Annotated in this window: 17 protein-coding genes and 1 riboswitch; of the genes, 9 read left to right on the forward strand and 8 right to left on the reverse strand. The window is 72.4% G+C overall.

Annotated features, from left to right (window positions below):
* Positions 1–816: 816 nt before the first annotated feature.
* Together ADL29_RS34710 and ADL29_RS34715 are read left to right on the forward strand one after the other, a co-directional pair.
* Positions 817–2097: a hypothetical protein gene (locus tag ADL29_RS34710; RefSeq protein ID WP_053927498.1), complete on the forward strand. Its 1281-nt coding sequence runs from the start codon at positions 817–819 to the stop codon at positions 2095–2097.
* Between the two features lie 207 nt (positions 2098–2304).
* Positions 2305–2850, forward strand: a complete 546-nt coding sequence (locus tag ADL29_RS34715; protein ID WP_053927634.1) for a TQO small subunit DoxD — start codon at positions 2305–2307, stop codon at positions 2848–2850.
* A 70-nt stretch (positions 2851–2920) separates the two neighbouring features.
* Here the strand turns inward: ADL29_RS34715 and ADL29_RS34720 are convergent, their stop codons facing one another.
* Both ADL29_RS34720 and ADL29_RS34725 read right to left on the reverse strand, forming a co-directional pair.
* Positions 2921–3127, reverse strand: coding sequence for a hypothetical protein (locus ADL29_RS34720; protein ID WP_053927499.1), 207 nt, complete (start codon positions 3125–3127; stop codon positions 2921–2923).
* Entirely contained in the window at positions 3124–4560 is a 1437-nt protein-coding gene (locus tag ADL29_RS34725) for a PspC domain-containing protein (RefSeq protein ID WP_053927500.1), read from the reverse strand. Before ADL29_RS34725 ends, ADL29_RS34720 begins: the two co-directional genes overlap by 4 nt.
* Before the next feature lie 366 nt (positions 4561–4926).
* On the opposite strand from ADL29_RS34725, the gene ADL29_RS34730 reads away from it, so the two are divergent.
* The 4 genes from ADL29_RS34730 to ADL29_RS34745 all read left to right on the forward strand — a co-directional run bounded on the left by ADL29_RS34730 (position 4927) and on the right by ADL29_RS34745 (position 10279).
* Entirely contained in the window at positions 4927–6612 is a 1686-nt protein-coding gene (locus ADL29_RS34730) for a serine/threonine-protein kinase (RefSeq protein ID WP_053927501.1), read from the forward strand.
* A 113-nt stretch (positions 6613–6725) separates the two neighbouring features.
* On the forward strand, positions 6726–8009 hold the full coding sequence (locus ADL29_RS34735) for an ATP-binding protein (protein WP_053927502.1): 1284 nt from the start codon (positions 6726–6728) through the stop codon (positions 8007–8009).
* 159 nt (positions 8010–8168) lie between these two features.
* On the forward strand, positions 8169–8900 hold the full coding sequence (locus ADL29_RS34740) for a LuxR C-terminal-related transcriptional regulator (RefSeq protein WP_053927503.1): 732 nt from the start codon (positions 8169–8171) through the stop codon (positions 8898–8900).
* 248 nt (positions 8901–9148) lie between these two features.
* Complete coding sequence (locus ADL29_RS34745) at positions 9149–10279, forward strand: alpha/beta hydrolase (RefSeq protein ID WP_053927504.1); 1131 nt, start codon at positions 9149–9151, stop codon at positions 10277–10279.
* Positions 10280–10305: 26 nt separating this feature from the next.
* Here ADL29_RS34745 and ADL29_RS34750 read toward each other — a convergent pair whose 3' ends face one another.
* The gene (locus tag ADL29_RS34750; RefSeq protein WP_245689757.1) at positions 10306–11343 is read right to left on the reverse strand and encodes a C40 family peptidase; all 1038 of its coding nucleotides are present in this window, start codon (positions 11341–11343) and stop codon (positions 10306–10308) included.
* A 219-nt stretch (positions 11344–11562) separates the two neighbouring features.
* On the opposite strand from ADL29_RS34750, the gene ADL29_RS34755 reads away from it, so the two are divergent.
* Positions 11563–11916 (forward strand): hypothetical protein, encoded by a 354-nt coding sequence (locus tag ADL29_RS34755; protein ID WP_053927506.1) that lies wholly within the window; start codon positions 11563–11565, stop codon positions 11914–11916.
* 190 nt (positions 11917–12106) lie between these two features.
* Here the strand turns inward: ADL29_RS34755 and ADL29_RS34760 are convergent, their stop codons facing one another.
* Positions 12107–13252, reverse strand: a complete 1146-nt coding sequence (locus ADL29_RS34760) for a C40 family peptidase (RefSeq protein WP_053927507.1) — start codon at positions 13250–13252, stop codon at positions 12107–12109.
* Positions 13253–13259: 7 nt separating this feature from the next.
* A riboswitch (cyclic di-AMP (ydaO/yuaA leader) is annotated at positions 13260–13429 on the reverse strand.
* 349 nt (positions 13430–13778) lie between these two features.
* Here ADL29_RS34760 and pcrA point away from each other — a divergent pair.
* Positions 13779–16277 carry a DNA helicase PcrA gene (pcrA, locus tag ADL29_RS34765; RefSeq protein ID WP_053927508.1) on the forward strand — a complete coding sequence of 833 codons (2499 nt, stop codon included), beginning with the start codon at positions 13779–13781 and terminating at the stop codon, positions 16275–16277.
* A 41-nt stretch (positions 16278–16318) separates the two neighbouring features.
* Here the strand turns inward: pcrA and ADL29_RS34770 are convergent, their stop codons facing one another.
* The gene (locus ADL29_RS34770; RefSeq protein ID WP_053927509.1) at positions 16319–17926 is read right to left on the reverse strand and encodes a M23 family metallopeptidase; all 1608 of its coding nucleotides are present in this window, start codon (positions 17924–17926) and stop codon (positions 16319–16321) included.
* 224 nt (positions 17927–18150) lie between these two features.
* Positions 18151–18972, reverse strand: coding sequence for an esterase/lipase family protein (locus ADL29_RS34775; protein ID WP_053927510.1), 822 nt, complete (start codon positions 18970–18972; stop codon positions 18151–18153).
* 303 nt (positions 18973–19275) lie between these two features.
* On the opposite strand from ADL29_RS34775, the gene ADL29_RS34780 reads away from it, so the two are divergent.
* Positions 19276–19734 carry a cobalamin B12-binding domain-containing protein gene (locus ADL29_RS34780; RefSeq protein ID WP_046926436.1) on the forward strand — a complete coding sequence of 153 codons (459 nt, stop codon included), beginning with the start codon at positions 19276–19278 and terminating at the stop codon, positions 19732–19734.
* Positions 19735–19823: 89 nt separating this feature from the next.
* Here ADL29_RS34780 and ADL29_RS34785 read toward each other — a convergent pair whose 3' ends face one another.
* Complete coding sequence (locus ADL29_RS34785; protein WP_053927511.1) at positions 19824–21524, reverse strand: DUF5691 domain-containing protein; 1701 nt, start codon at positions 21522–21524, stop codon at positions 19824–19826.
* A gap of 55 nt (positions 21525–21579) precedes the next feature.
* The gene (locus ADL29_RS34790; protein WP_053927512.1) at positions 21580–22941 is read right to left on the reverse strand and encodes an SWIM zinc finger family protein; all 1362 of its coding nucleotides are present in this window, start codon (positions 22939–22941) and stop codon (positions 21580–21582) included.
* Between the last annotated feature and the right edge of the window lie 75 nt (positions 22942–23016).

The following is a 23016-nucleotide window of genomic DNA, read 5'->3' on the forward strand; positions in this document are numbered from 1 at the left end:
GGGGGGGGGGGTGGGCCGGGGAAGGCGCAGGGGCCGTTCGGGGACCGGCTTGGGGGGGGGTGGCGCGATATGCCGAGGGGGCGGTGGCGCCGGCCTCGGTGGCGGTGGCGGCGGCTTGGGCGGCGGCTTTGGTGGTGTCGTGGCGCGCGGCCGGGGTGCCGGCGGGTGGGGCCTGGGCGTCGGGGTGGCCGACGTACAGGGAAAGTGCCAGTGGCGGGGCATGGGCCACCCGGTGGGTACGCCGACGGGCGGGCGGGTCCCGGCGTAGGCGCAGTTGTCGCCCCTGCCGTAACTATTGCCGCTGTGGCTGATGAGGGTGCTGTGGTGACTGAGGCGGTCGTGAGCGAGTGCTGACGGGGCGGGGAGCGCCAGTACGGCGATCCCGAACGGCACGGTGAAGGCGGCGGCCGCGAGGCATGCCGCGAACCGGCGTGATCGATCTATTTCCCACACATCGGACAGCCTGCACAGGCGCGGCGCGGCTCAGCCGTGGTCTTCCGTCGGTTCGCTCGAAGGTGGTAAGTGCCGTTTGTGCGGGAGAACTTGGTGGTGCGGGTGCGTTTCGCGGGGATTGTCCGGCGGCTTGTGCGGGGCGTCCGTCCGGGTCCTGTGTTGGGCGCCGCCCCGGCGTCAACCTTGCGCGGGTCGCACCACCCCGCGCCAACTGGCCGTTTGGCAGGCGACCCCGCCGGATGAGGCACAATTCCCGTCCAGGGATGCCAAGTTGATGAGCGCCGCGGCCGGGATGCGAACCGGTCACGGCCAGGACGATCTCGATCACGACGGCGATGACGAGGGTGCGGGGCGGTAGCGGACGTGTCTGTTGAGGCGGCGGGCCGGGTGGCCGGAACGGGCGAGCCGGGAGGGGGCGGCGCCTGCCTGTGCGGACAGTGCCCGCACGGCGCCCGTGCGGGGCACCGGCAGGCGGTCGCCGCGTTTGTCGCGCTGCGCGAGGACTTCGCCGCCGGACGGGGCGTGCCGGCCGGGCTGGCGCACTCCACCGGGGCCGCCCGGCAGTGGGTCTCCGATGAACTCACCTTGTCCGCCCGGGCGTTGGCCGAGCGCGCCACCGCCGAGGGGGGTGCCTGGCTGGCGGCCGTGCCGCGGCGGACCCTGTCGGTGGTGTGGGCCGCGGTGACGGCGCTGCTGCTCGGGCAGGCGCTGACCGCCATCGGGACGGGCTGGACCCTGGCCCGTACGGCGGGACTGGCCGCCGCCGTCGCGCTCGCCCTCGTCCTGACCGCCGCGGCCTGGCGGCACCGCGCGCACGGCGGCGCGCTGGCCCCGCTGATCGGCGAGGACCGGCGGCTGTCCACCTCGCGCGCGGTCGCGGCGGGGTGGGTGACCGTCGTGCTGTACGCGGTGCTGATGGCCTCCGTCCAGCTCGCCGCGGCGGGCCCCGGCAAGCGCAGCCGCCTCCTCGCCGGACTTGAACTCCCCTACTGCGGCGCCTTGTTGGCGTCACTTTTCCTCGGGTGTGCGGTGGCGGTGTCGGCGCATGCCCTGGTGGCCGTACGGGTCCGGGCGGGGCGGCTGCAGAAGGTCCCCGCCGGACGGCCGCGGGCCGCCGATCTGCTGGCGGACGACGCCGGGCGGGGCAGCTTCCCGGACGCGCAGTATGTGCTGGTGAACGGGGCGGTGGCGGCGTACGCGCTGGTGCGTCTGGCCCGGCGGCCCGAGCAACTGCCGTCTCTGCCTTGGGGGTTGGTGGCGCTGCTGCTGCTTTCCGGCGTCACCTATCTGGCCGGGAAGGCGGTGTCCGGCGGCCGGCCGGTCATCCTGTCGGTCGTCCGGTCCCGGGAGCTGGGTGATCTCGCGGCGCCCATCCGTACCGGCGACGACATCGAGATCCGCGGCACCGGCTTCGTCCCGCCGGGCGCGGGGACGCCGGACCGGCTGGCGCGTACCGTCGTGCGGATCGGGGCGGTGTATGTCCCGGTCCCTCTGGTCCCGGTGGCGGGGGGCTTCGCCAGTCCGGCGGACGATGCGCTGACCGTGCCGGTGCCGGTCGATGTGGAGCCGGGGCGGGTGGAGGTCCGGGTCGTGACGGCCGCGGGGGTGGAGACGGCCGGATATCCGATCGATGTGCAGGAGTGATCCGCACGAGTGAGGCAGGCGTTCCGGCGTGGCGTGATGGCCCGTGGGGTCTGCCGTGGGTGTGGTGTCCCTCTGTCGCGCGGCCGGTGGGTGACCAGCGGGCATCGATTTGTTGAATCCGGCAGGGATGCGTGTACGTACCTCCCCAGGAGGCGCGGGCGCAGGCACAATCGTCTGCGCTTGGTGGCCAACGGAGAGGCGGACGTCATGGTGCACGCGAATCGTACGGTCGGTGCCGATTTGGGAGGTACGGGCGCCGGTGGCCCCGACACCGGGGTGCGGGGGACTCTCGGGCGCCATGCCCTCCTCCCCTTGCGGCTGTTTCTCGGCGTCACCTTCGTCTATGCGGGGCTCGACAAGCTGACGGACTCCGGCTTCCTGGCCGCCCGGGGGAGCGGCTCGCTCGGCGGGATGCTGAACCAGGTCCACGACACGGCGGCGCTGCCCGTGCTGGTGGAGCTGGCCCAGAAGAGTCCGGTCGGTTTCGGCTATGCCATCGCCGTCGGCGAGCTGGCCGTGGGCCTCGGAACGCTCCTCGGTCTGCTGGGACGGCTGGCGGCGTTCGGCGGCGCGCTGATCTCGCTGACGCTGTGGCTCACGGTGAGCTGGTCGACCACGCCGTACTACTACGGCAACGATCTCGTCTACCTCGTGGCCTGGATCCCGCTGGTGATGGCGGGTGCGCCGAAGTTCTCCCTGGATGCGGCGCTGCGGAACCGGCGCAACCGGCATGGGGCGCAGTTGTTCGGGTGAGCCGGGCGGTGGCACGGGGCACCCGTCGGGCCGGTGGTCCGGCGGGTGCCGCCGTGTCAGGAGTCGTGGGTCAGGAGTCGTGGGTTATATGGCGGCGGGTGGTGGCCCAGACGGCGGCGGTGATGCCCGAGAGGAGCAGGCCCGCGGGGATGGCGAAGAAGAGCCAGGGGCCGGGGGCGTGCCAGATGCCGAGGGCGTCGAGGCCGTAGCCCGCCCCCACGGCGATGGCGGTGACGCCCGAGATCAGCCGGGCCGGTTCGAAGGGGTGGCGCTTCATGAGGCGGCTCCCTCGGGGGTGGTCGGTGCGGTGGACGGGACGGCGGGCGGGCGGGGCGGGGCGCGGCGGATGTCGACCTGCCCGGCACCCACATCGAGCCTCAGCTCCAGCGTGCCGCGCGGTTTCTCGCCCTTCTTCAGGCCGGTGGCGGGCAGGGTGACCGTCCGCTCCCCGCCGGCGGAGATGTCCACGTCGTTGGGGGCGTCGCCGGGCAGCTGGAGATCACCGAGGCCCAGCGAGACATGAACGGTCGTGGTGACGCCGGGCGGCAGCGTCACCTGGAGGCGGCCGGCGCCGACGTTCGCGCTGGTGCGGACCGTACGGCCGTCCTTGAGGGCCAGTCCGCCGAGGTCCAGCCTGCCGTCCCCCGAGCCGAGTGCGTAATGCGGCTCGACGGCGGCGAGAGTGGTGGGGGACCAGACGCGCCGCTGCCAGTCGGCGGTGAGGCTCTTCGGCAGGATGGTCGCGCCCGCCAGGAGCAGGGCCGTCAGGACGACCATGAAGACCGTGCCGCCGCCCGTCCGGCCGAGCCAGGCGCTGAGGACCAGGCCCAACCCGAAGACCACCAGGGCGCAGCTCAGGCCCGCTTGGAGCGAGGGCACGAGGGCGTCATGCCGGGAGACGGCGACGGCGGTGCCCGCACCGGCGAACACCGCCAGCAGGAACGTCCAGCCGCCTATGGGCCGTCCCGTACGGGGTCTGCGGCGCGCGGCGCTCTCGGGGGCGGGCACGGGCGGCCGGGGCACGCCCCCGGCGGGCCCTTCACCTCGCAGTCCGGCGGCCTTCCCGGGCCGGCCGTGCTGGAATGTGCAGCTGATGTCGAGCGGGCCGGTCTCGGGGCCCCAGAGATAGTCCACCCTCGACAGTGCTTCGCTGGAGCGCGGGTCCCGCCACCACGACGGACTGTTCGGCGCGGGGGGTGCCTGGGTCTCCGGCGGGGCGTCGGCGACGGCCTGGGCGGTCGCGGCGTCCACCGACTCCAGGCCCTCGGTCTCCGCGAGGCGGCGCCGTCGCGACCAGTAGGCGGAACCGGTCGCTGCCAGCGTCAGCATGATGACGAAGGACATCACGCTGCCCTTGCCCACGGTCGTCAGGAACAGCCCGCAGCCGACCAGCGCGAGCAGCAGGGCCGTCAGCGCCGTGCCCTCGACCCGGCCGGAGAGCAGCCTGCGCCCCTCGTTCTCCTCCTCGCCGACCAGCGGGATGATCAGCCAGGCGAAGCCGTAGACGATCAGGCCGAGGCCGCCGGAGACGGTGAGGACGGCCAGCACGATCCGGAAGATCACCGGATCGAGATCCCACTGGCGGCCCAGCCCGCCGCACACCCCGGCAACCACCTTGTGCCGCCGGCTGCGGCGGAGCGGCGGATGCGGCGGGGTGGGGCCGGCGGGATCGGAGGGCGCCGGCTCCTCGGCGGGGGCTGCGTCGTTCATGGACCCATGGTGACAAGGGCGATGGGCTCCCGGCATCCGTGGAAACCCTGGCAGAACCCTGAGATCGGCCCTGAGGGCGCCCTGACGCGTGGGGTGACGCGTGCGGTGACGTGTGCGGTGACGACGCGCCGGAGGACGGAGGGAGGCCGGTGGCCGCGTCCGGCGGCCGGTGTGGCCCGCACATTTTCCGGCCCCAGGGTCGGTTTTGCCGCCTCACTTGGGCACGCTCAATATCCGCATATCCCCCCGAGTCCTTCCGGAGCCCGGAAATTGAGGCCGCGACGGGCGGTGGGCAGGGGCCGAACTGTCGCCATCGGAGACTATCGTTGCGCCCGGGATACGTACGGGTTTCCGAAGGGGCGTGCGGTGGCGGAGGCTGCGTCGGTGGACGAGGGGCGACTGGTCGCCGGGCGATACCGCCTGGTCGAACGGATAGGCCAGGGCGGTATGGGCACCGTCTGGCGGGCCCGGGACGAACTCCTCGGGCGCCAGGTCGCGGTCAAGCGCCTGCATGTCTCGCCCCAGCTGGACCAGGACGAACTCGCCACCCGCTACGAGCGCACCACCCGCGAGGCGCAGTCCGCGGCCCGTATCAACCATCCCAACGTGGTGGGCGTGCACGACGTCGTGGACGATGCGGGGCTGCCGTGCATCGTCATGGAGTACGTCCCCTCCTCGACGCTCGGCGACGCCATCAAGGAGGAGGCGCGGGCGGGCCGTTCGCTCACCCCGCGGGAGGCCGCACGCATCGGGCGCGGCATGATCGCGGCGCTGCGGGCCGCGCACTCCGCCGGGGTGCTGCACCGCGACGTCAAACCGGGCAATGTGCTGCTCGGCAAGGACGGCCGGGTCGTGCTCACCGACTTCGGGATCGCGGTCGCCTCCGGGACCTCCACGCTCACCAAGACCGGCGAGCTGGTCGGCTCCATCGACTACTTGGCGCCCGAGCGGGTCAAGGGCGGTACGCCCGGGCCCGCCTCGGATCTGTGGGCGCTGGGAGCGACGCTCTATCAGGCCGTCGAGGGACGGCCCCCTTTCCGTAAGCACACCGCGGTGGAGACGGCGTACGCCATCGCGATGGACCCGGTGGAGCCGCCGCGCAACGCCGGGGCGCTCACTCCGCTGATCGAGGCGCTGCTGGCCAAGGAGCCGGAGGAGCGGCCGACGGCGGACGTCGTGGAGCAGGCGCTGCGGGCGGCGGAGGCGGAAGCGGACACGGCGCTCCTGGGGCGCGGTGCGCTGTATCCCGGTGGCGGGGCGGGCGGCGCCGAGGCGACGGCGGGTGACGGGACGCGGGTGTCCACCCGTCAGACGCCGCGGCCCGCCGAGTCCGTGCCGGGTCCCGGGGCGGAGCCCGTACCGGAGTCCCGTACCGAGGAGGTTCCCCGGCCCGCCGCCGGGGGCCGCCGCCGCGCCGTCGTCTGGGGCGTCGTGGGCGCCCTGGCCGCCATGGCCGTCGCGGGCGGTGTGCTGTACGCGACCGGATACCTCGCTCCGTCGACGGACCAGGCGTCGGGAGACCCGAAAGCCACGACGCGCACGCAACATCCCGCCAAGAAACCCAAGCCGGGGCCGAGCCCGAGCAAACTGCCGCCCACGCCGGACGGATATCACCGGGTCACGGAAAAGGAGTTCGACGTGTCCTTTCCCGTTCCCGACGGGTGGACACGTATCTACAAGCCGCTGCTCCGCGAGGTCGACTACGTCGACCCCACCCGGAAGGTCAACCTGAAGATCAGCGTGCTGAACTTCGCCAGCGCGAACCAGGTGCGGCACTTCGAGCAGGTCGAGCAGCAGGTGCAGGCGCAGCTGGCCAAGGAAGGCCACCACTACGAGCGGATGCGGCTGCAGGACACCACGTTCCGGGGGGAACAGGCGGCCATCTGGGAATACCGGTTCGAGGGTTCGGTCCGCACCTTCCGCGCCATGGACCTGGGATTCGGGCACGAGGGCGACAAGGAGTACGCGGTCTATCTGTCCGCGCCCGAGGCCCAGTGGCCGCAGTACGAGCCGGTGTTCAACGCGGTGCGGGACGGATTCAGTTACAAGTAGCGCAGGGCCGGGCGGCTGCGGCCCGCTGCCGTACGACCCTGAGGGCGATCTCCGGGTCCGGTCAGGGTCGACCCTGATGTCCCGGGCCCGCGCGGCGTGTGAACATCGGAGCCATGACCACCGCGCCGCCCCGCGCCGGGACCAGCTACGACCCGGCACCGGACCCCGAAGAACCGCCCGTACGCAGGCTCTACCGCAGCGCCGACGGGCGGTTGCTCGGTGGTGTCGCGCGCGGGCTCGCCGGGCATCTGGGGCTGCCGGTCTCCTGGGTGCGGATCGTGTTCGTGGCGCTCTTCATGGCCGACGGCCTGGGCGCCCTGCTCTATGCCGCGTTCTGGTTCTTCGTGCCGCTGGGCGTCGGGGGAGTGGAGGCCCGGAGTCCCGCGGCGGGCGACAGGAAATGGCGGCGGCCGGTCCGCAGACCGGACAAGGGCCAGGTCTTCGCGCTGATCGCGCTGCTGGCCGGGGCCTCGATCGTCGCCTCCAGATTCCAGCTGGGCCGGGCCAACGGCTATCTCTGGCCGGTGCTGCTGATCGGCGCCGGTGTCGCCCTGGTGTGGCGCCAGGCGGACAACTCCCGCCGCGCGCAGTGGCTGGAGCTCGGCCGCCGCAAGGGCGTGCTGCCGATGGTGCGCGGCGCGGCCGGAGTGGCGCTGGTCGGCGTCGGCGTGACCGGCATCGTCGTGCTCCAGGGCTCGGTGCGCCATCTCGGCTCGGTGCTGCAGGCCGCGCTCGCCGTCGTCGTCGGCATCGCGCTGCTGGCCGGCCCCTATCTCGTACGGATCATGCAGGACCTCTCCGAGGAACGGCTGATGCGCATCCGCGCCCAGGAGCGGGCCGAGGTCGCCGCCCATGTCCATGACTCCGTCCTGCACACCCTCACCCTGATCCAGCGCAGCGCCGACGACCCCCGGGAGGTGGCCCGGCTGGCCCGCGCCCAGGAGCGCGAGCTGCGCGCCTGGCTCTACAAACCCGAGGGCCGCGGCAAGGAGGAGGACGAGGAGCCGGGGACCCTGGCGGAGGCGGTGCGCAGAACCGCCGCCGAGGTGGAGGACCACCACGGCGTCCCGATAGAGGTCGTGGTCGTCGGCGACTGCCCGCTCGACGACGCGCTGGGCGCCCAGATGCAGGCCGCGCGCGAGGCGATGGTCAATGCCGCCAAGTACGGTGGCGAGGGCGGAGCGGTGCAGGTGTTCGCCGAGGTGGAGGGCCGTACCGTCTTTGTCTCGGTGCGTGACCGCGGCCCGGGATTCGACCTCGACGCGGTCCCCGCCGACCGGATGGGCGTCCGGGAATCCATCATCGGCCGGATGGAGCGGAACGGCGGTACGGCCAGACTGCGCGCGGCGCCCGACGGCGGCACGGTCGTCGAGCTGGAGATGGAGCGCAGGGAGTGAGACGGGGCGCGGGGAGCGGGACGGGCGGTACAGGGGGCGTCGGGACGGCGCGTAACGGATCATGCCTGAGGCGACGGGCGTGACGAGCACGGTGCGCACGACGGCCATGACGGGCATGACGGCCACGACGGAACAGACAACGAGGGACGGACGGACGATATGAGCAGCGACGATGCCCGGCAGGGCGGCGCGGAGCGGGGCGAGGCCGACGGCGGGGCCGCGGACGAGGAGCGGACCGTACGGGTGGTACTGGTCGACGACCACCGGATGTTCCGTACGGGCGTCCAGGCGGAGATCGGCCAGACCGACCGGACCCGCGTCGAGGTGGTCGGCGAGGCGGCCGACGTCGACCAGGCGATCACGGTCATCACCGCCACCCGCCCCGAGGTCGTCCTCCTGGACGTTCACCTCCCCGGTGGCGGCGGCGTCGAGGTGCTGCGCCGCAGCGCCACGATGATGGCCGACCCCGCGCGCCCGGTGCGCTTCCTCGCGCTGTCCGTCTCCGATGCGGCCGAGGACGTCATCGGCGTCATCCGGGGCGGCGCCCGCGGCTATGTGACCAAGACCATCACCGGCACGGACCTGGTCAGCGCGATCTTCCGGGTCGCCGACGGCGATGCGGTCTTCTCCCCGCGGCTGGCCGGCTTCGTCCTGGACGCCTTCGCCAACAGCGACACCCTCCCGGCCGACGAGGAAATGGACCTCCTCACCCAGCGCGAGCGCGAGGTGCTGCGGCTGATCGCCCGCGGATACGCGTACAAGGAGGTCTCCAAGCAGCTGTTCATCTCCGTGAAGACCGTCGAATCGCATGTCTCGGCGGTGCTCAGAAAGCTTCAGCTGTCCAACCGGACCGAGCTCACCCGCTGGGCGGCGGCCCGCCGCCTGGTCTGAGCCGGGGGCGGCGGCCCGACGCCGCGCGCACGCAAGCACCGGGAAGGGCCGAAGAGGGATCAAAGGGGAAGGTGCAAGGAAGGTCCAAAGAAGGAGGAAACAAGGACCAAAGACGGGCAACCAGGACTGCGCGGATCACCATCTAAGGGCGCGGAGAGGCTCGCTGCCGGAGGCGGGGCCAGAACCACGGGGCGCCGGCGCGCCCCGCCCCACGTCCTTCGCGTAGATGTCCTGGAATCGAGATCTTGATGAGCCTGACGGGCACGCCCTTCTTCCTCACCTCCATCGCGCTTCTGATAGTCGCCGTCGTCCTGCCCCTCGGCCTGTGGGGACGGATAGCCGGGCCGCGCCTGGTGCGTACCCTCGCCCGGCTGCTGATGCTGCTGTTCGCGCAGGTCACCGCCATCACCGTGGTCTTCGTCCTGGTCAACAACGCCAACAACCTCTACGACACCTGGGGCGATCTGCTCGGCACCGACAGCCATGTCCAGGCGGCCCAGGACCTCGGCCCGGACGGTATGGGCGGCCGGAAGATCAAGGACGAGCCCAAGCAGATCCAGCACTTCCGTCCGGCGGACGATCCGAGGATGGGCACCGGCGTCCGGATGACCGATCTCCAGGGCCGGATCTCCGGCGTCAGCGGCGAGGTGTACGTCTGGCTGCCGCCGCAGTACGACGACCCCGCCTACCGCCACACGAAGTTCCCCGTGGTCGAGCTGCTGCCCGGCTACCCCGGTTCGGCCAAGGCCTGGTTCGGCTCGCTGCACGCGGGCGAGCAGCTGCGGCCGCTGATGCAGCGCGGTGAGATCAAGCCGTTCATCCTGGTCTCGGCGCGGACGAACCTCCTCACCGGCGCCGACACCGGATGCGTCAACATCCCCGGCAAGGTCAACGCCGACAGCTGGCTCACCGTCGACGTCCGCAAGATGGTCATCGACAACTTCCGGGCCGGCGACAAGCCGGACTCCTGGGCGCTGGCCGGCTATTCCGCGGGAGCCCACTGCGCCGCCAAGCTCGCGCTGTCCCACCCGGACCGCTACCGCGCCGCCGTCGCCATGTCCGGCTACAACGACCCGGCGCTCGAGCCCGACTCCCTCGCCGGAAAGGACCCCCAGCTGCGCGTCCGGTCCAACCCGATGCACATCCTGCAGACCGCCAACGCCGCCGGGCGCCCGCCGCGTACCGCCCTGTACGTCTCGGGCGCGGCGGGCGACGGCTACCAGGCGGGCATCGGCCTCCGGCAGCTGGCGAAGAGGCCGACGACGGTGACGGTGCAGCAGATCTCGGCGAACGCGGGCGGGCACACCACGGCGGTGTGGCGCAACCAGGTGCCGGAGATCTTCCGGTGGCTGGGCAGGCAGGTCCGGGTCACCCCGTAGTGCCCGCTGCGTGCGGCCGTACGGGCCTACGCCGGCCGCGTCGCCGCCGCGAACGGCATCTCGTCGACGGGCGCGATCCGCACCGGTGCGCCCGGGTGCGGGGCGTGGATCATCTTGCCGTCGCCGATGTAGAGGCCCACATGGCTGATGCCGGAGTAGAAGAACACAAGGTCTCCGGGGGCGAGTTCGGACCGGTCGATGCGCGGGCCGGAGCCGATCTGGGTGTAGGTGGTCCGGGGCAGCGAGACGCCGCCGGACTTCCACGCGGCCTGGGTCAGGCCCGAGCAGTCGAACGCCGAGGGGCCGGTCGCGCCCCAGACGTACGGTTTGCCGAGCGCGGCGTAGGCGAACGAAACGGCGCGTGCGGCACGGGAGCTGGGGGCCTGGGCGCCGGAGCGGGCCGGGTCCTCGGGTGCGGCGGCGGGCCCGGCCCCGGGCGACATCTGCCGCCGCTGCTCGTCCGTCAGCCGGTCCAGCAGCGCCTCGGCGGCGTCCAGTTTCCGCACGATCGTGACCCGCTGCCGCTTCAGGGCGGCCTCGCTGCGCTCCAGCCGCTCCGCGGTGGTCCTGGCGCGGTCGCGGACCTGGCGGACGCTGCCGAGCCGGCGCGCGTAACCGGCCACCGCGTTCGCCTGGTGGCTGCCCGCGCGCTCCAGGACCGTGGCGCCGTCCAGATAGCGCTGGGGGTCGGCGGACATCATCAGCCGTACGGTCGGGTCCACGCCGCCCGAGCGGTACTGACGTCCGGCCATGGTGCCCAGCTCGGCCTTGGCGGCGTTCAGTTTCTGCGTCCGGCGGACCGCCTCGTCCTGGAGCCGGGCCAGCTCCGCGCGTGCGGCGCCGGCCTCTTCCCTGGCGCCGTTGTAGTGCTGCGTCGCCACCTCTGCCTCCTGGTACAGCGCGTCGACCCGGCCCTTGACCTGGGCGGGGGTGGGGTGGGGAGCGGCCTGGCCGGTGCCGTCGAAGGCGGTGGCGCCGGCGGCGCCCGCGAGGGCCAGGGTCATGGCCTTGAGGGCTTTCGGGTGCTGCCTGGTCTTGCGGTGCGACGCCACGGGGGTCGTCACTTCCTTCCCTACGGGCCGGGGCCGACGCGAGGACGCTAAACCTGGCGGTCACGGCCCGGCGGCCAGATGCCCGTAATTGGCCGCTTTCGACCGGGGGTGACTCCCGGATGAGCGAGCCCTCACCGCGTACGCGCCGGGAGCGGTCTGCCCTGACCGATGCGGCGATCACGGGCGCCCTGCCGAAGGGTGCGTGATATGCGGCGGATACGATCCCGCACTATGGACGTAGTAACCAGTATCTTCGTCGGCCTGCACATCATCGGTATCGCCTCCCTGCTGGGCGGCTTTCTGACGCAGATGAAGGCGATGAGTGCGGGTACGGCCCGCTTTGTGCCGGCCATGCTGCACGGCGCGCTGACGATGCTGGTCACCGGCATCGTGCTGGTCGGGCTGAACCAGGCCCAGGACCACACGCTCAACAACATCAAGCTCGGCATCAAGATGGCCGTTCTGGTGGTGATCCTGGCGTTGGTCTACGTCAAGCGGGACGAGGAGCAGGTGGCCAAGCCGCTGTTCGGCGCGGTCGGCGGGCTCACGGTCGCCAACATCTTCATCGCGGTGCTCTGGACCTGAGGCCCGAAACCCGGCGCCGGTCCCGCCCGTACCTACGGCTCACCGCGCGGTCGTCCCCGAGAGGACGACCGCGCGGTGGCGTGTGGGGGGTGGTGTGTGGGGGGTGGGTCTGGGGCAGCCATGCGGCAGGGGTGCTCGCGACCCTTGGGGGTTCCCCTTGAGGGAAAGCGCCGGCGCCGGCCGCGCCGGATCAGCCGGGCCGGACGCTCCCGTAGATCGGCATGTAGTAGATCGACTCCTCGCGGACGTTGGCGCCCGGGTGCGGTGCGTGGATCATCTTGCCGTTGCCTATGTACATGCCGACGTGGCTGATGTCGTCGTAGAAGAAGACGAGGTCACCGGGCTGGAGATCCTTGGTGGCCACCCGCTCGCCGACCTTGACCTGGTCCCAGGTCGTACGGGGCAGATCGACCCCGGCCGCCTTCCACGCCGCCTGGGTCAGGCCCGAGCAGTCGTAGGAGCTGGGTCCGGTCGCGCCCCAGACGTAGGGCTTGCCTATCTGGGCGCGGGCGAAGGCGAGGGCCTTCTCGGCCTGGGTGGACTGCGAGCCGCCGGTGGAGTCGCCGCCCGTCTGGCCGCCCGTCTGACCGCCGGTGGAGCCGCCGCCGTCCTGCTGCCGCTGGCGCTCGCGCTCCTGCTGCTTACGCGCCTCCTCCTCGGCCCGCCGCTTGGCCGCCGCCTCCCGCTCGCGCTCCAGCTGCGCGAGCCGCGCCTTCTCCTGCGCGGTCAGCCGGGACAGCAGCTGGCGGGCTTCGGCCAGCTTGTTCTGGACGGACTCCTTGGACTGCTGCAGCGAGGTCTTGGTGTCCTGCAGCCGGTCCAGGCTCCGGGCCGCCTCGGCCCGCTGCCGGGCGGCCTGCGCAGCCTGCGCCTGGTAGTCGGTGACCGCCTGCTTCTGCCGGCCGGTCAGCCGCTCCATCAGGTGCGTACGGTCGAAGAAGTCCTGCGGGTCCTTGGCGAGCATCAGCTGCGCGGTCGGGTTCATGCCGCCGGTGCGGTACTGCGCCGAGGCGAAGGTGCCCAGCTCGCGACGGGACTCGTTCATCTTCTCCGCGCGCTTGGCGGCGGCGTCGAGAAGGTGGTTGACGGTGGCGCGCTGGTGGTCGACGTGCTCCTTGGCGGCGTTGTACTTCTGGGTGGCCACTTCGGCCTGGCGGTAGAGCCCGTCGACCTTCTGCTTGACCTCTTCGATGCTCGCCTTGGGCGCCCTGGGGGCGGCCTGGGCGGACTGCGAGAGCAGTGTGACCGAGGCGAGGGCGGCGGTGGTGAGCCCGGCCGCCGTACGGCTTCCGGACGTGGTGAGAACGCGGGTGCGCGGCTTGCGATGCGACGCCAAGACCGGCAACTCCTTCCGTGGACCGCCTACCGGGTTAGCTGTCGGGTTCGGGCGGTGTCGCAGACGGAAGGCTTGCCCTACGGTCCGTACGTCCGCCCCTGGCGGCCGCACCGATCGATTCACCCCGGTGGTGCTGGTGGGTCCCCGGCTCCGGGTGCCTGGGGGCAGGGCCGGACTCGGCGGGGGCGGCCCGTGCGCACGCTGTCGTCCGCGGGGAGGCGGGCTGCCCGAGCAGGCACGGTAGCCAACTCGTGTGGCCCCTGTGAAGGCTGATGTTCGATATGCCCGAAACCTTTTCGTTATCTGAAGGGCGCGGGGTCCAACGGCGGCCGGTGGGGACACTGCTGGCTGCTCGATGTCACGGGGCGCCTCCCCACAGTTCCTGTCGAAAACCTTGTGGAGCCCGCCCGACGCCGAAGCCCGCACGTCAAAGCCCGGACGACGAAGCCCGGAAGCCGGGCCCCGGCCGCCGGATCAGCAGACGTGGCCGCACGCTGTCAGTCCGGCGGCCTAGACTCGGTGGGCGATGAGCAGCCTCTTTGACGACAGCTTCCTGGCGGACCTCGGCCCCAAGGGCGAGGACGAGCACCCGCCGCCGCCCGAGGACGAGCACGGCCCGGCCCCGGAGGAGATCCCCGCCGACCTCTTCGGCGGGAGGTTCGACGCGCCGGTGCCCCGCGAGGCGTACTACCGCGACGGCGCCGCCCGCCCCGCCGTCGACCCGGCCGCGCTGCTCGAGGGGCTCAACGACGAGCAGAAGGCCGCCGTGGTGCATCACGGCAGCCCGCTGCTGATCGTCGCCGGCGCCGGCTCCGGCAAGACCCGGGTGCTCACCCACCGCATCGCTCATCTGCTCGCCGAGCGCCATGTCCACCCCGGCCAGATCCTCGCGATCACGTTCACGAACAAGGCCGCGGGCGAGATGAAGGAGCGCGTGGAGGAGCTCGTCGGCCCGCGCGCCCACGCCATGTGGGTCTCCACCTTCCACAGCGCCTGCGTCCGCATCCTCCGCCGGGAAAGCAAGAAGCTGGGCTTCACCTCGTCCTTCTCGATCTACGACGCAGCCGACTCCAAGCGCCTGATGGCCCTGGTCTGCCGCGACCTCGACCTGGACCCCAAGCGCTTCCCGCCCAAGTCCTTCAGCGCCAAGATCTCCAACCTCAAGAACGAGCTCATCGACGAGGAGACCTTCGCCGGGACGGCCGCCGACGGTTTCGAGAAGACCCTGGCCGAGGCGTATGCGATGTACCAGTCGCGGCTGCGCGAGGCCAACGCCCTGGACTTCGACGACATCATCATGACGACGGTCAATCTGCTCCAGGCCTTCCCGGATGTCGCCGAGCACTACCGCCGCCGCTTCCGCCATGTCCTCGTCGACGAGTACCAGGACACCAACCACGCCCAGTACACCCTCGTCCGCGAACTGGTCGGCCCGGGGACCGCCGAGGTGCCCGCCGCCGAGCTGTGCGTCGTCGGCGACGCCGACCAGTCGATCTACGCCTTCCGCGGTGCCACGATCCGTAACATCCTCCAGTTCGAGGAGGACTACCCGGACGCGACCACGATCCTGCTGGAGCAGAACTACCGCTCCAGCCAGACGATCCTGTCCGCCGCCAACGCCGTCATCGAGCGCAACGAGAACCGCCGCCCCAAGAACCTCTGGACGGACGCCGGCGCCGGCCCCAAGATCACCGGCTATGTCGCGGACACCGAGCACGACGAGGCGCAGTTCGTCGCCGACGAGATCGACCGGCTGACGGACGCGGGCGACGCCAAGGCCGGCGAGGTCGCCGTCTTCTACCGCACCAACGCCCAGTCCCGTGTCTTCGAAGAGATCTTCATCCGGGTCGGGCTCCCGTACAAGGTCGTCGGCGGGGTGCGCTTCTACGAGCGCAAGGAGGTCCGCGACGTCCTCGCGTATCTGCGGGTGCTCGCCAACCCCGAGGACTCCGTCCCGCTGCGCCGGATCCTCAACGTCCCCAAGCGCGGCATCGGCGAGCGTGCCGAGGCCATGATCGACGCCCTCTCCTCCCGCGAGAAGATCACCTTCCCGCAGGCGCTGCGCCGGGTCGACGAGGCGTACGGCATGGCCGCCCGCTCCGCCAACGCCGTCAAGCGCTTCAACGTCCTGATGGAGGAGCTGCGCACGATCGTGGAGTCCGGCGCCGGGCCCGCCACGGTCCTGGAGGCCGTCCTGGAGCGTACGGGCTATCTCGCCGAGCTCCAGTCCTCCACCGACCCCCAGGACGAGACCCGGATCGAGAACCTCCAGGAACTCGCCTCGGTGGCCCTGGAGTTCGAGCAGGAGCGGGGCGAGGCTGCGGCAGAGGGGGCTGCCGCCCCGGGTCCGGGCACGCTCTCGGAATTCCTCGAGCAGGTCGCGCTGGTCGCCGACTCCGACCAGATCCCCGACGACGACGAGGACGGCACGGGCGTCATCACGCTCATGACGCTGCACACCGCCAAGGGCCTGGAATTCCCGGTCGTCTTCCTGACCGGCATGGAGGACGGCGTCTTCCCGCATATGCGCGCCCTGGGGCAGACCAAGGAGCTGGAGGAGGAGCGCCGGCTGGCCTATGTGGGCATCACGCGCGCCCGCGAGCGGCTGTACGTCACCCGCTCGACGATGCGCAGCGCCTGGGGCCAGCCCTCGTACAACCCGCCCTCCCGGTTCCTGGAGGAGATCCCGGACGGCTACGTGGAGTGGAAGCGTACGGGCCCGGCGACACCGTCCGCGTCCATGGGCGGGCTGTCGTCGCGCGGTGGGGGAGGCTTCGGCGGGGGCATCGGGGCCACGCTGTCGTCGGCCCGCTCGAAGGGCCCCAGCGGCTTCGCCACGCGCCGCGCCGGGGACCGCCAGGCGGTCTCGCTGGCCGTCGGCGACCGCGTCACCCACGACAGCTTCGGCCTGGGTACGGTCGTCGGCGTCAAGGGCAGCGGTGACAACGCCGAGGCGACCATCGACTTCGGCGGCGAGAAGCCCAAGCGGCTGCTGCTGCGGTATGCGCCGGTGGAGAAGCTGTAGCGGTACAGCCCGCCCGACAAGGGGCGGGGCGGGGGCGGCGGTCAGTTCGGGTTGAGGCCGTGGCTGCGCAGCCACGGGATCGGGTCTATGGCCTCGTCCCCGCCGGGCCGCACCTCGAAGTGCAGATGCGGGCCGGTGGAGTTTCCGGAGTTGCCCGAGTAGGCAATGGTGTCACCGGCCTTGATCGAACCGGAACGGATCTTGGTGCTGCTGAGATGGCAGTACCAGGTCTCCGTGCCGTCGGGCGACGTCACGATCGCCATGTTGCCGTAGGCGGAGTTCCACTGGGTGCGGATGGTGCCGTCGGTGGCGGCCATCACGGGGGTGCCGTAGCTGACCGGGAAGTCGATTCCGGTGTGGACGGACATCCAGTTCACACCGGCCTGGCCGAAGAGCGCGCTCAGGCCGTGCTCGGTGACCGGCAGCACGAACTTGGGCCGCAGGGCCTCCTTGCGGGCCGCCTCCTCCGCCGCGCGCTTCTTCTCGAGGGCCTGGCGTTCCTTGAGGTCGATCCGCTCCTGGGTGCGGTTCGCCCGGTCGCCGAAGTCCCGGGCGTCCGCGCTGAGTCCGGCGAGCTGGCTGTCGAGCCTCTTGTTGACCGCGGACGCCTTGACCGACGCCTCGTCCCCTGCGGCCTGGGTGGTCTTCTCGTCCTTCTTGTCGTCCCCGACGAACCCGGTGACGGAGGCGGCCGCGGCCGCGCACACGCCCATGGCGGCGACGGACGGCACCGCGACGGTCAGCAGCGCCGAGCGCTTGGCGGTACGGCGCCGGCCCCGGCCCCGTACGGCCTTCCCGGCCGCCGGTCCGACGACCCGCCGGGGCTCGGGGGCGGCGGCGGTGACCGGCATGGCCTGGGTCATCGCCTCGGCCACGGAGACGGCTTCGTCGGTAGTGCCGGCGGCGGGGTGGTCGCCGGCGGGCTCGGCGGGGGAGCCGGCCTCGAACCCGGCCGTCTCGAACTGGGCCGTCTCGAACTGGGCCGTCTCGAACCCGGCGTTTTCGTACGGCGAGGGGCCGGCCTGCGTGGGGATGTCGGCGAGCAGGTCCTGGTCCACGGTCGACCAGACCGCGGTGGCGTCATGGCCGGCGGTGTCGTAGGCGCCGGTGGCGTACGTGCCCGTGTCGTAGCTGCCGGGGTCGTAGCCGCCGAGGTCGTAGGTACCGGTGCCGTACGCGAGCTGCCCTTGCGGCTCGTACTGCTCGTACTGCTGGTACTGCTGCTCGGGACCGGAGGCCTCGTATGCGGTGTGGGCGTACGGGTCGGAGACGTCGTAGGCACCGGTGTCGTACGCGCCCGTCGTGGCGTAGCTTCCGGTGTCGTACGCACCGGTGCCGTCGTATGCGGTGGTGGCGTACGCACCCGTCTCGTAGCCGCCGTTGGCGTACGTGCCCGTGGCATACGTACCTGTGTCGTAGGTACCCGCGTCATACGCGCCGGTCGCATACGTACCGGTGCCGTATGTATCGGCACCCGAGTCGTATTGACCCGTTGCGTATTGACCCGTTGCGTACTGGCCCGTTTCGTGCGAGCCGGGAAGTGAGCCGAAGAGAGGGTCGCCGTCGCCGTACTCGCCGTAGCCGGACGCGGAGTGCTGCTGCCCGTAGGCGTCATAGGTCGGGTAGCCCGATGGGTGACGGTCGTTCACCAACTTCTCTTTCGCCTCGGCAGCAGGAGAATTAGCGGCGACTGTACCCGGCGGTACGCGACGTCGACAATCTTCCAGAGGTTTCCGTCTCGGGGAGAACGGGCATTTGGCCGCCTTTCGGGAGCCCACATGCGAGTTTTTGGCGCGTCGTTCGAGATCTGTTCGAGGAAAAGTCGAGATCAGGTCATGAACTCCGGGCGGCCGCGGCGTGGCGTGCGATGCATTCAGGCCACCGAAATGGCGCTTTCTGCGTCTTCCGCGGTGTGTGCCGAGGTCAATGCGCGACGTATTCCGGCCGCGACGGTGGAGTTGACCGGTAGCGCGAGATGTCCGACACCGGAGACATGCACGTTGTCCGCGAGCAAATCCGGGTGATCGATCCGGGCCGTGTCGGCGGGCACCATCACCTGGTCCGTATCGCTCCAGAAAGCGACGAACCGGGTCCGGCAGTGCGGCGCCGGCAGCGACAGCTCCGCTATCACCCGGGAATCCGGCCGCATCTGGCGGACGAGCGGATGCGCCGACATCAGGGGCGCGACACGGGTGCCGGAGTGCGGCGTGCCGAGAGTGACCAGGGTGCGGACGCGGGCGTCGCCGCCGAGGCGCTGGACGTAATAGCGGGCGATGAGCCCGCCGAGGCTGTGGCCCACGATGTCCACCCGGCGGTGACCGGTCCGGGCGCACACCTCTTCCACATGGCGGCCGAGGAGCTCGGCGGCCCTGCGCAGATCGCAGGTCAGCGGGGAGTAGTTGAGCGCCTCGAGATGGCGCCAGCCGTGCCGGCGCAGCGAGCGGCGCAGCAGGACGAAGACGGAACGGTTGTCGATGAAGCCGTGGAGCAGGAGGACGGGCGGGTGGGCGCGGCCCTCCGTCGGGAGGACGGCCGGGGCTCCGGGGGTGGCGGGCCTGGGGTGCGGGATGGGCTGCTCCTGGGTGATGCCGGTGGGGTAGAGGAGCAGATGGCCGGCGAGGACCATCAGATCCATGGCGGTGCTGCGCAGGAGGAGCGGGAGGGAGGAGACACGGGTGAGCAGAGGGGACTGCATGGTCGACCTCCCGGAGGGCATGCGGGAGGCGCACCAAACGGCGCGATGGCCCGGCTGCGGCTTCCCGTGCGCCCGTCTCCGCGTGCACCCTGCCGTCCCGTGGCGGTGCGATACGCGGGACGCGGCGCCTGGCGGATGGGTCCCGTGTGTGATTTCCCCCTCGCCGCATGTCACGAAACGGCTGGGTACGCGATGCTGGAGATAACGTTCGTTCACGCTCGTGGCCGCCGATCGTGGCCGCGCGATCGATTGTCGGCTCGGCGGCACCGTACGGCGGGTGCCGTACTTGGCTTGGAGGCAGTGATGAGTGTGGCTCGGCACGACGGAGCGCAGGCGCAGAGCCAGGGCGCGGCGGGCAGGCCGGGGCCGATCCGGGTCGTGGTGGCCAAGCCGGGGCTGGACGGCCACGACCGCGGCGCCAAGGTGATCGCACGGGCGCTGCGCGACGCCGGTATGGAGGTCATCTACACCGGTCTGCACCAGACGCCGGAGCAGATCGTCGACACCGCCATCCAGGAGGATGCCGACGCGATCGGGCTGTCGATCCTCTCGGGCGCGCACAACACGCTGTTCGCGAAGGTGATCGCCCTGCTGGAGGAGCGCGACGCGGCGGACATCAAGGTCTTCGGCGGCGGCATCATCCCGGAGGCGGACATCGCTCCGCTCAAGGCGCAGGGCGTCGCGGAGATCTTCACGCCGGGCGCGACGACCACCTCGATCGTGGAGTGGGTCAACGCCAACGTACGGCCGCCGGCCGCCTGAGGCCGCGGCGCGGGGAGGGCGCACGGGGGCCGCGCGGTGGTGCGGGTTCCGTGCCGGTGCCGGTGGCCTGGGCGGTCGTGGGCGGGCGGTCATGATGCGGCCGGTGCGGCTGCGCCGGTCCCGTTTCCGGTTCCGTCGGCGGTGTCGGCGGGACCGGTGAGTTCGGCGTGCATGGTGGCGCGCAGGCGCAGCGTGCCGACCAGGCGCTGGAAGGCCTCGGACCAGTAGCCGCCGGAGCCCGGGGAGGCGCCTTCGGGCTCGTCGGTGACGGCGGTGAGCATGTCGAGACGGTCCGCGGCGGCCGGGTCCAGACAGCGCTCGGCCAGGCCCATCACCCCGCTGAAGCTCCACGGATAGCTGCCCGCGTCCCGGGCGATGTCCAGTGCGTCGACGACCGACCGGCCCAGCGGCTCGGCCCAGGGGACGGCGCAGACGCCCAGCATCCGGAAGGCGTCCGAGAGGCCGTGTGCGGCGATGAACTCCGCCACCCACAGGGCGCGTTCGTCCTCGGGCAGTACGGACAGCAGCTTGGCCAGATCGCGGGACGAGCCGGGCGGCGCCACCTCGGTGGCCCGGTCCGCGGTGGCGGGCGCGCCCAGCAGTGCCCGCGCCCAGTCGGCGTCCCGCTGGCGCACGGCGGCGCGGCACCAGGCGTCGTGCAGCTCCGTCCGCCAGTTGTCGGCCACCGGCAGGGCGATGATCTCGGCCGGGGTGCGGCCGTCGAACCGGTCGCGCCAGGCGTCCAGCGGGGCCGCCTCCAGCAACTGGCTCAGCCACCAGGCGCCCTGGCCGCGCCCGGAGGGCGGCTTGGGTGCCACGCCGTCCCGCTGCATCCCCGCATCGCACTCCTGGGGCGCCTCGACGGTGATCACCGGGCCGGAGGTGCGGCCCAGGCCGACGTGGGCGTGGGCGCGCTCCGCCATGCGGGCGGCGAGCGCCGAGCCGGGCAGCGCGGAGAGCAGTTCGGCGGCCGTGGCGCGGACATTGCGGCTGCGGTCGGACAGTGCCTGCTCGAGGAAGGGCTCATCGGCGGCGGAGAGGCCCTCGCGCAGCGCGTCGAGGAACATCAGACGGTCCTCGGCGCGCTCGGTGGCCCAGGTGGTGCCGAGGAGGGCGAGGCCGGCCGCCGGGTCCCGGCGGCGCAGCGCCGTCAGCAGGGTGACGCGCTCGGCGAACAGGCCCTCCTCCCACAGGCGCCGTACGCCCTCGGGGTCCTCGGTGCCCGGCACGGCCGCGGGGCCTGTGGTGCCGCGCAGCGCGAACGCCCAGTCGTCGTTGAGCCGGGCCAGCCACAGGGCGCGCGGGCCCGCCAGGGCGAGCGCGGCGGGCCGCAGGTCCGTACGGGCGCGGGCGGCGTCGAGCAGCGCGGGCAGCAGCGCCCCGGGGGCGCGATAGCCGTACTCCTGGGCGGCGGTGAGCCACTGGGGCAGCAGCTCGGTGAGGTCGGGGGCGGCGCCGCGGCGGCTGCCGTCGCCGGTGCCGCCGCGGTCGGCGAGCAGCAGGGACAGCCGGTGGCGCGCGGCGGCCGGCAGCGGGGGCCGCGGGTCGGCCGGCGCCGGGGCGGGCCGCTCCCCGGCCAGGGCCGGGCGCAGCGCGGCGCGGCGGCGGACCGTGCTCACGGCGGCCGCGTCCAGCAGCGCGGCCGCCGGGCTCCGGACGGACCGCAGCGGCACCGGTGGCATCCGCCGCTCCGTGCCGAGCAGGGCGGCGGTGACCAGATCCTCCCAGGCGGGAGTGGTATGCGGTGGGGCGGTCGGCTGCGGTGCGGTCTTCGGCGATGTGCTCGTCATGGGGTCTCTCCGGATGTCGGGCGGCGGTGGGCAGGGGTGCCGGCGGCGCGGCGGGTCACAGGGACACCGGCGTGGGGTCCCAGGCGGTCAGCGGCAGGAAGCCGCGGTGGCCGCATTCGCCGAAGACCGTGATCGGTGCACCGCCCGATATGGCGGCCAGCTGCCACAGGCCCGTACGGCCCGAGGCGCGCGGGTCCAGCGGGAGCGCCGACTCCCCGTCCGCGTCGGCCAGTTGCCAGCCCGCGCCGTCCCGGGGCGGGACCGGGGTGACATCGGCGAGCACCACCGGCCAGGAGTCCAGCCAGGGGTCGTCGCGCAGCGCGTCGCCGTACGCGGCCAGGGCGGCGTCGATACCGCAGCCGGGCGGCACCGGGCCGGGGGCGGCCGGGGCGTGCCGCTCGCCCAGGGCGGCGCGCAGCGGGCGGGCGCCCGGGTAGTAGGCCAGATCCGCGTCGAGCACCAGACCCGGCGGCAGGGCCAGGTCCAAGGGGCGGCCCGCACCGCCGAAGGAGAGATGCAGCGCCATCCGGCCCGTGCGCTCGCCGCGCAGAAAAATGCGGCGGCTGGTCAGCTTGCCGTCGTCGCTGTCCTCCTGGGCGAGCACCAGCCAGCGGTCCCGGACCGTCACCGCATCGGGCCCGGCCAATACGTCGGCCGCGTCCGTGGTCAGGCCGACGCGCGAGCGCACCGTCGCGGCGAGCGCGGCCGGCAGCCGCTCCCTCCCCAGGAATCCCTGGTCGAGGAGATGCAGCAGCGCGCACTCCTCCAGCATCCGGGCCGGCCAGTTCGCCCCCGAGGCCACCACCGACCCCAACTCCCGTACGCGGGAGGCGAGTCCGGGAGCCTGGGCGTCGACCATCCGCGCGGCCGTCTCGTCCCAGGCGCTGTAGCCGGCGCCTTCGGCCGCCGTCAGGCCCGTGCGCAGCAGGTCCTCCAGGCGCTGCTCCAGCTCCGTGGCGCCGGCGTCGATCCGCTGCAGCCGGCGCTCCGCCCGCCGCCTGGCCGCCTCCGGATCGGCCGGCGTGCGCGCCGCCGCGCTGCCTCCGGCCGCCGCGCCCGCGGCCCGCTCAGCCCTCTCCCGGCGCCCCGCCAGCCATTCCCCTGCCCACTGCGGCGGCTCCCCGGCCGGCACCTCCCCCGGGTCGCCCGCCCAGAGCAGCAGCAGGCCCAGCGCGTGCTTGCACGGAAACTTGCGGCTCGGGCAACTGCACTTGAATGCAGGCCCGGTGACGTCGATGACGGCTTGATACGGCTTCTTGCCGCTGCCCTTGCACTGGCCCCACACCGCGCCGCCGTCCGCGCCCGTCTCCGACCACGGTCCGGGCGCGGCGAGCTTCCCGCCCGCCTTGCGTGAGGCATCGTCAGGCGCCATCGCGAGCACCTGATCCGTCGTCCAGCGTTCCCCCTGCGGATTCATGTCTCCGACGCTACGACCCGCCACTGACAATCGCCGTTCCGCACAGTGAAGTAGCAGGCCAGAGACGGTTTTCGG

Source organism: Streptomyces chattanoogensis (assembly GCF_001294335.1).
Taxonomy (GTDB): domain Bacteria; phylum Actinomycetota; class Actinomycetes; order Streptomycetales; family Streptomycetaceae; genus Streptomyces; species Streptomyces chattanoogensis.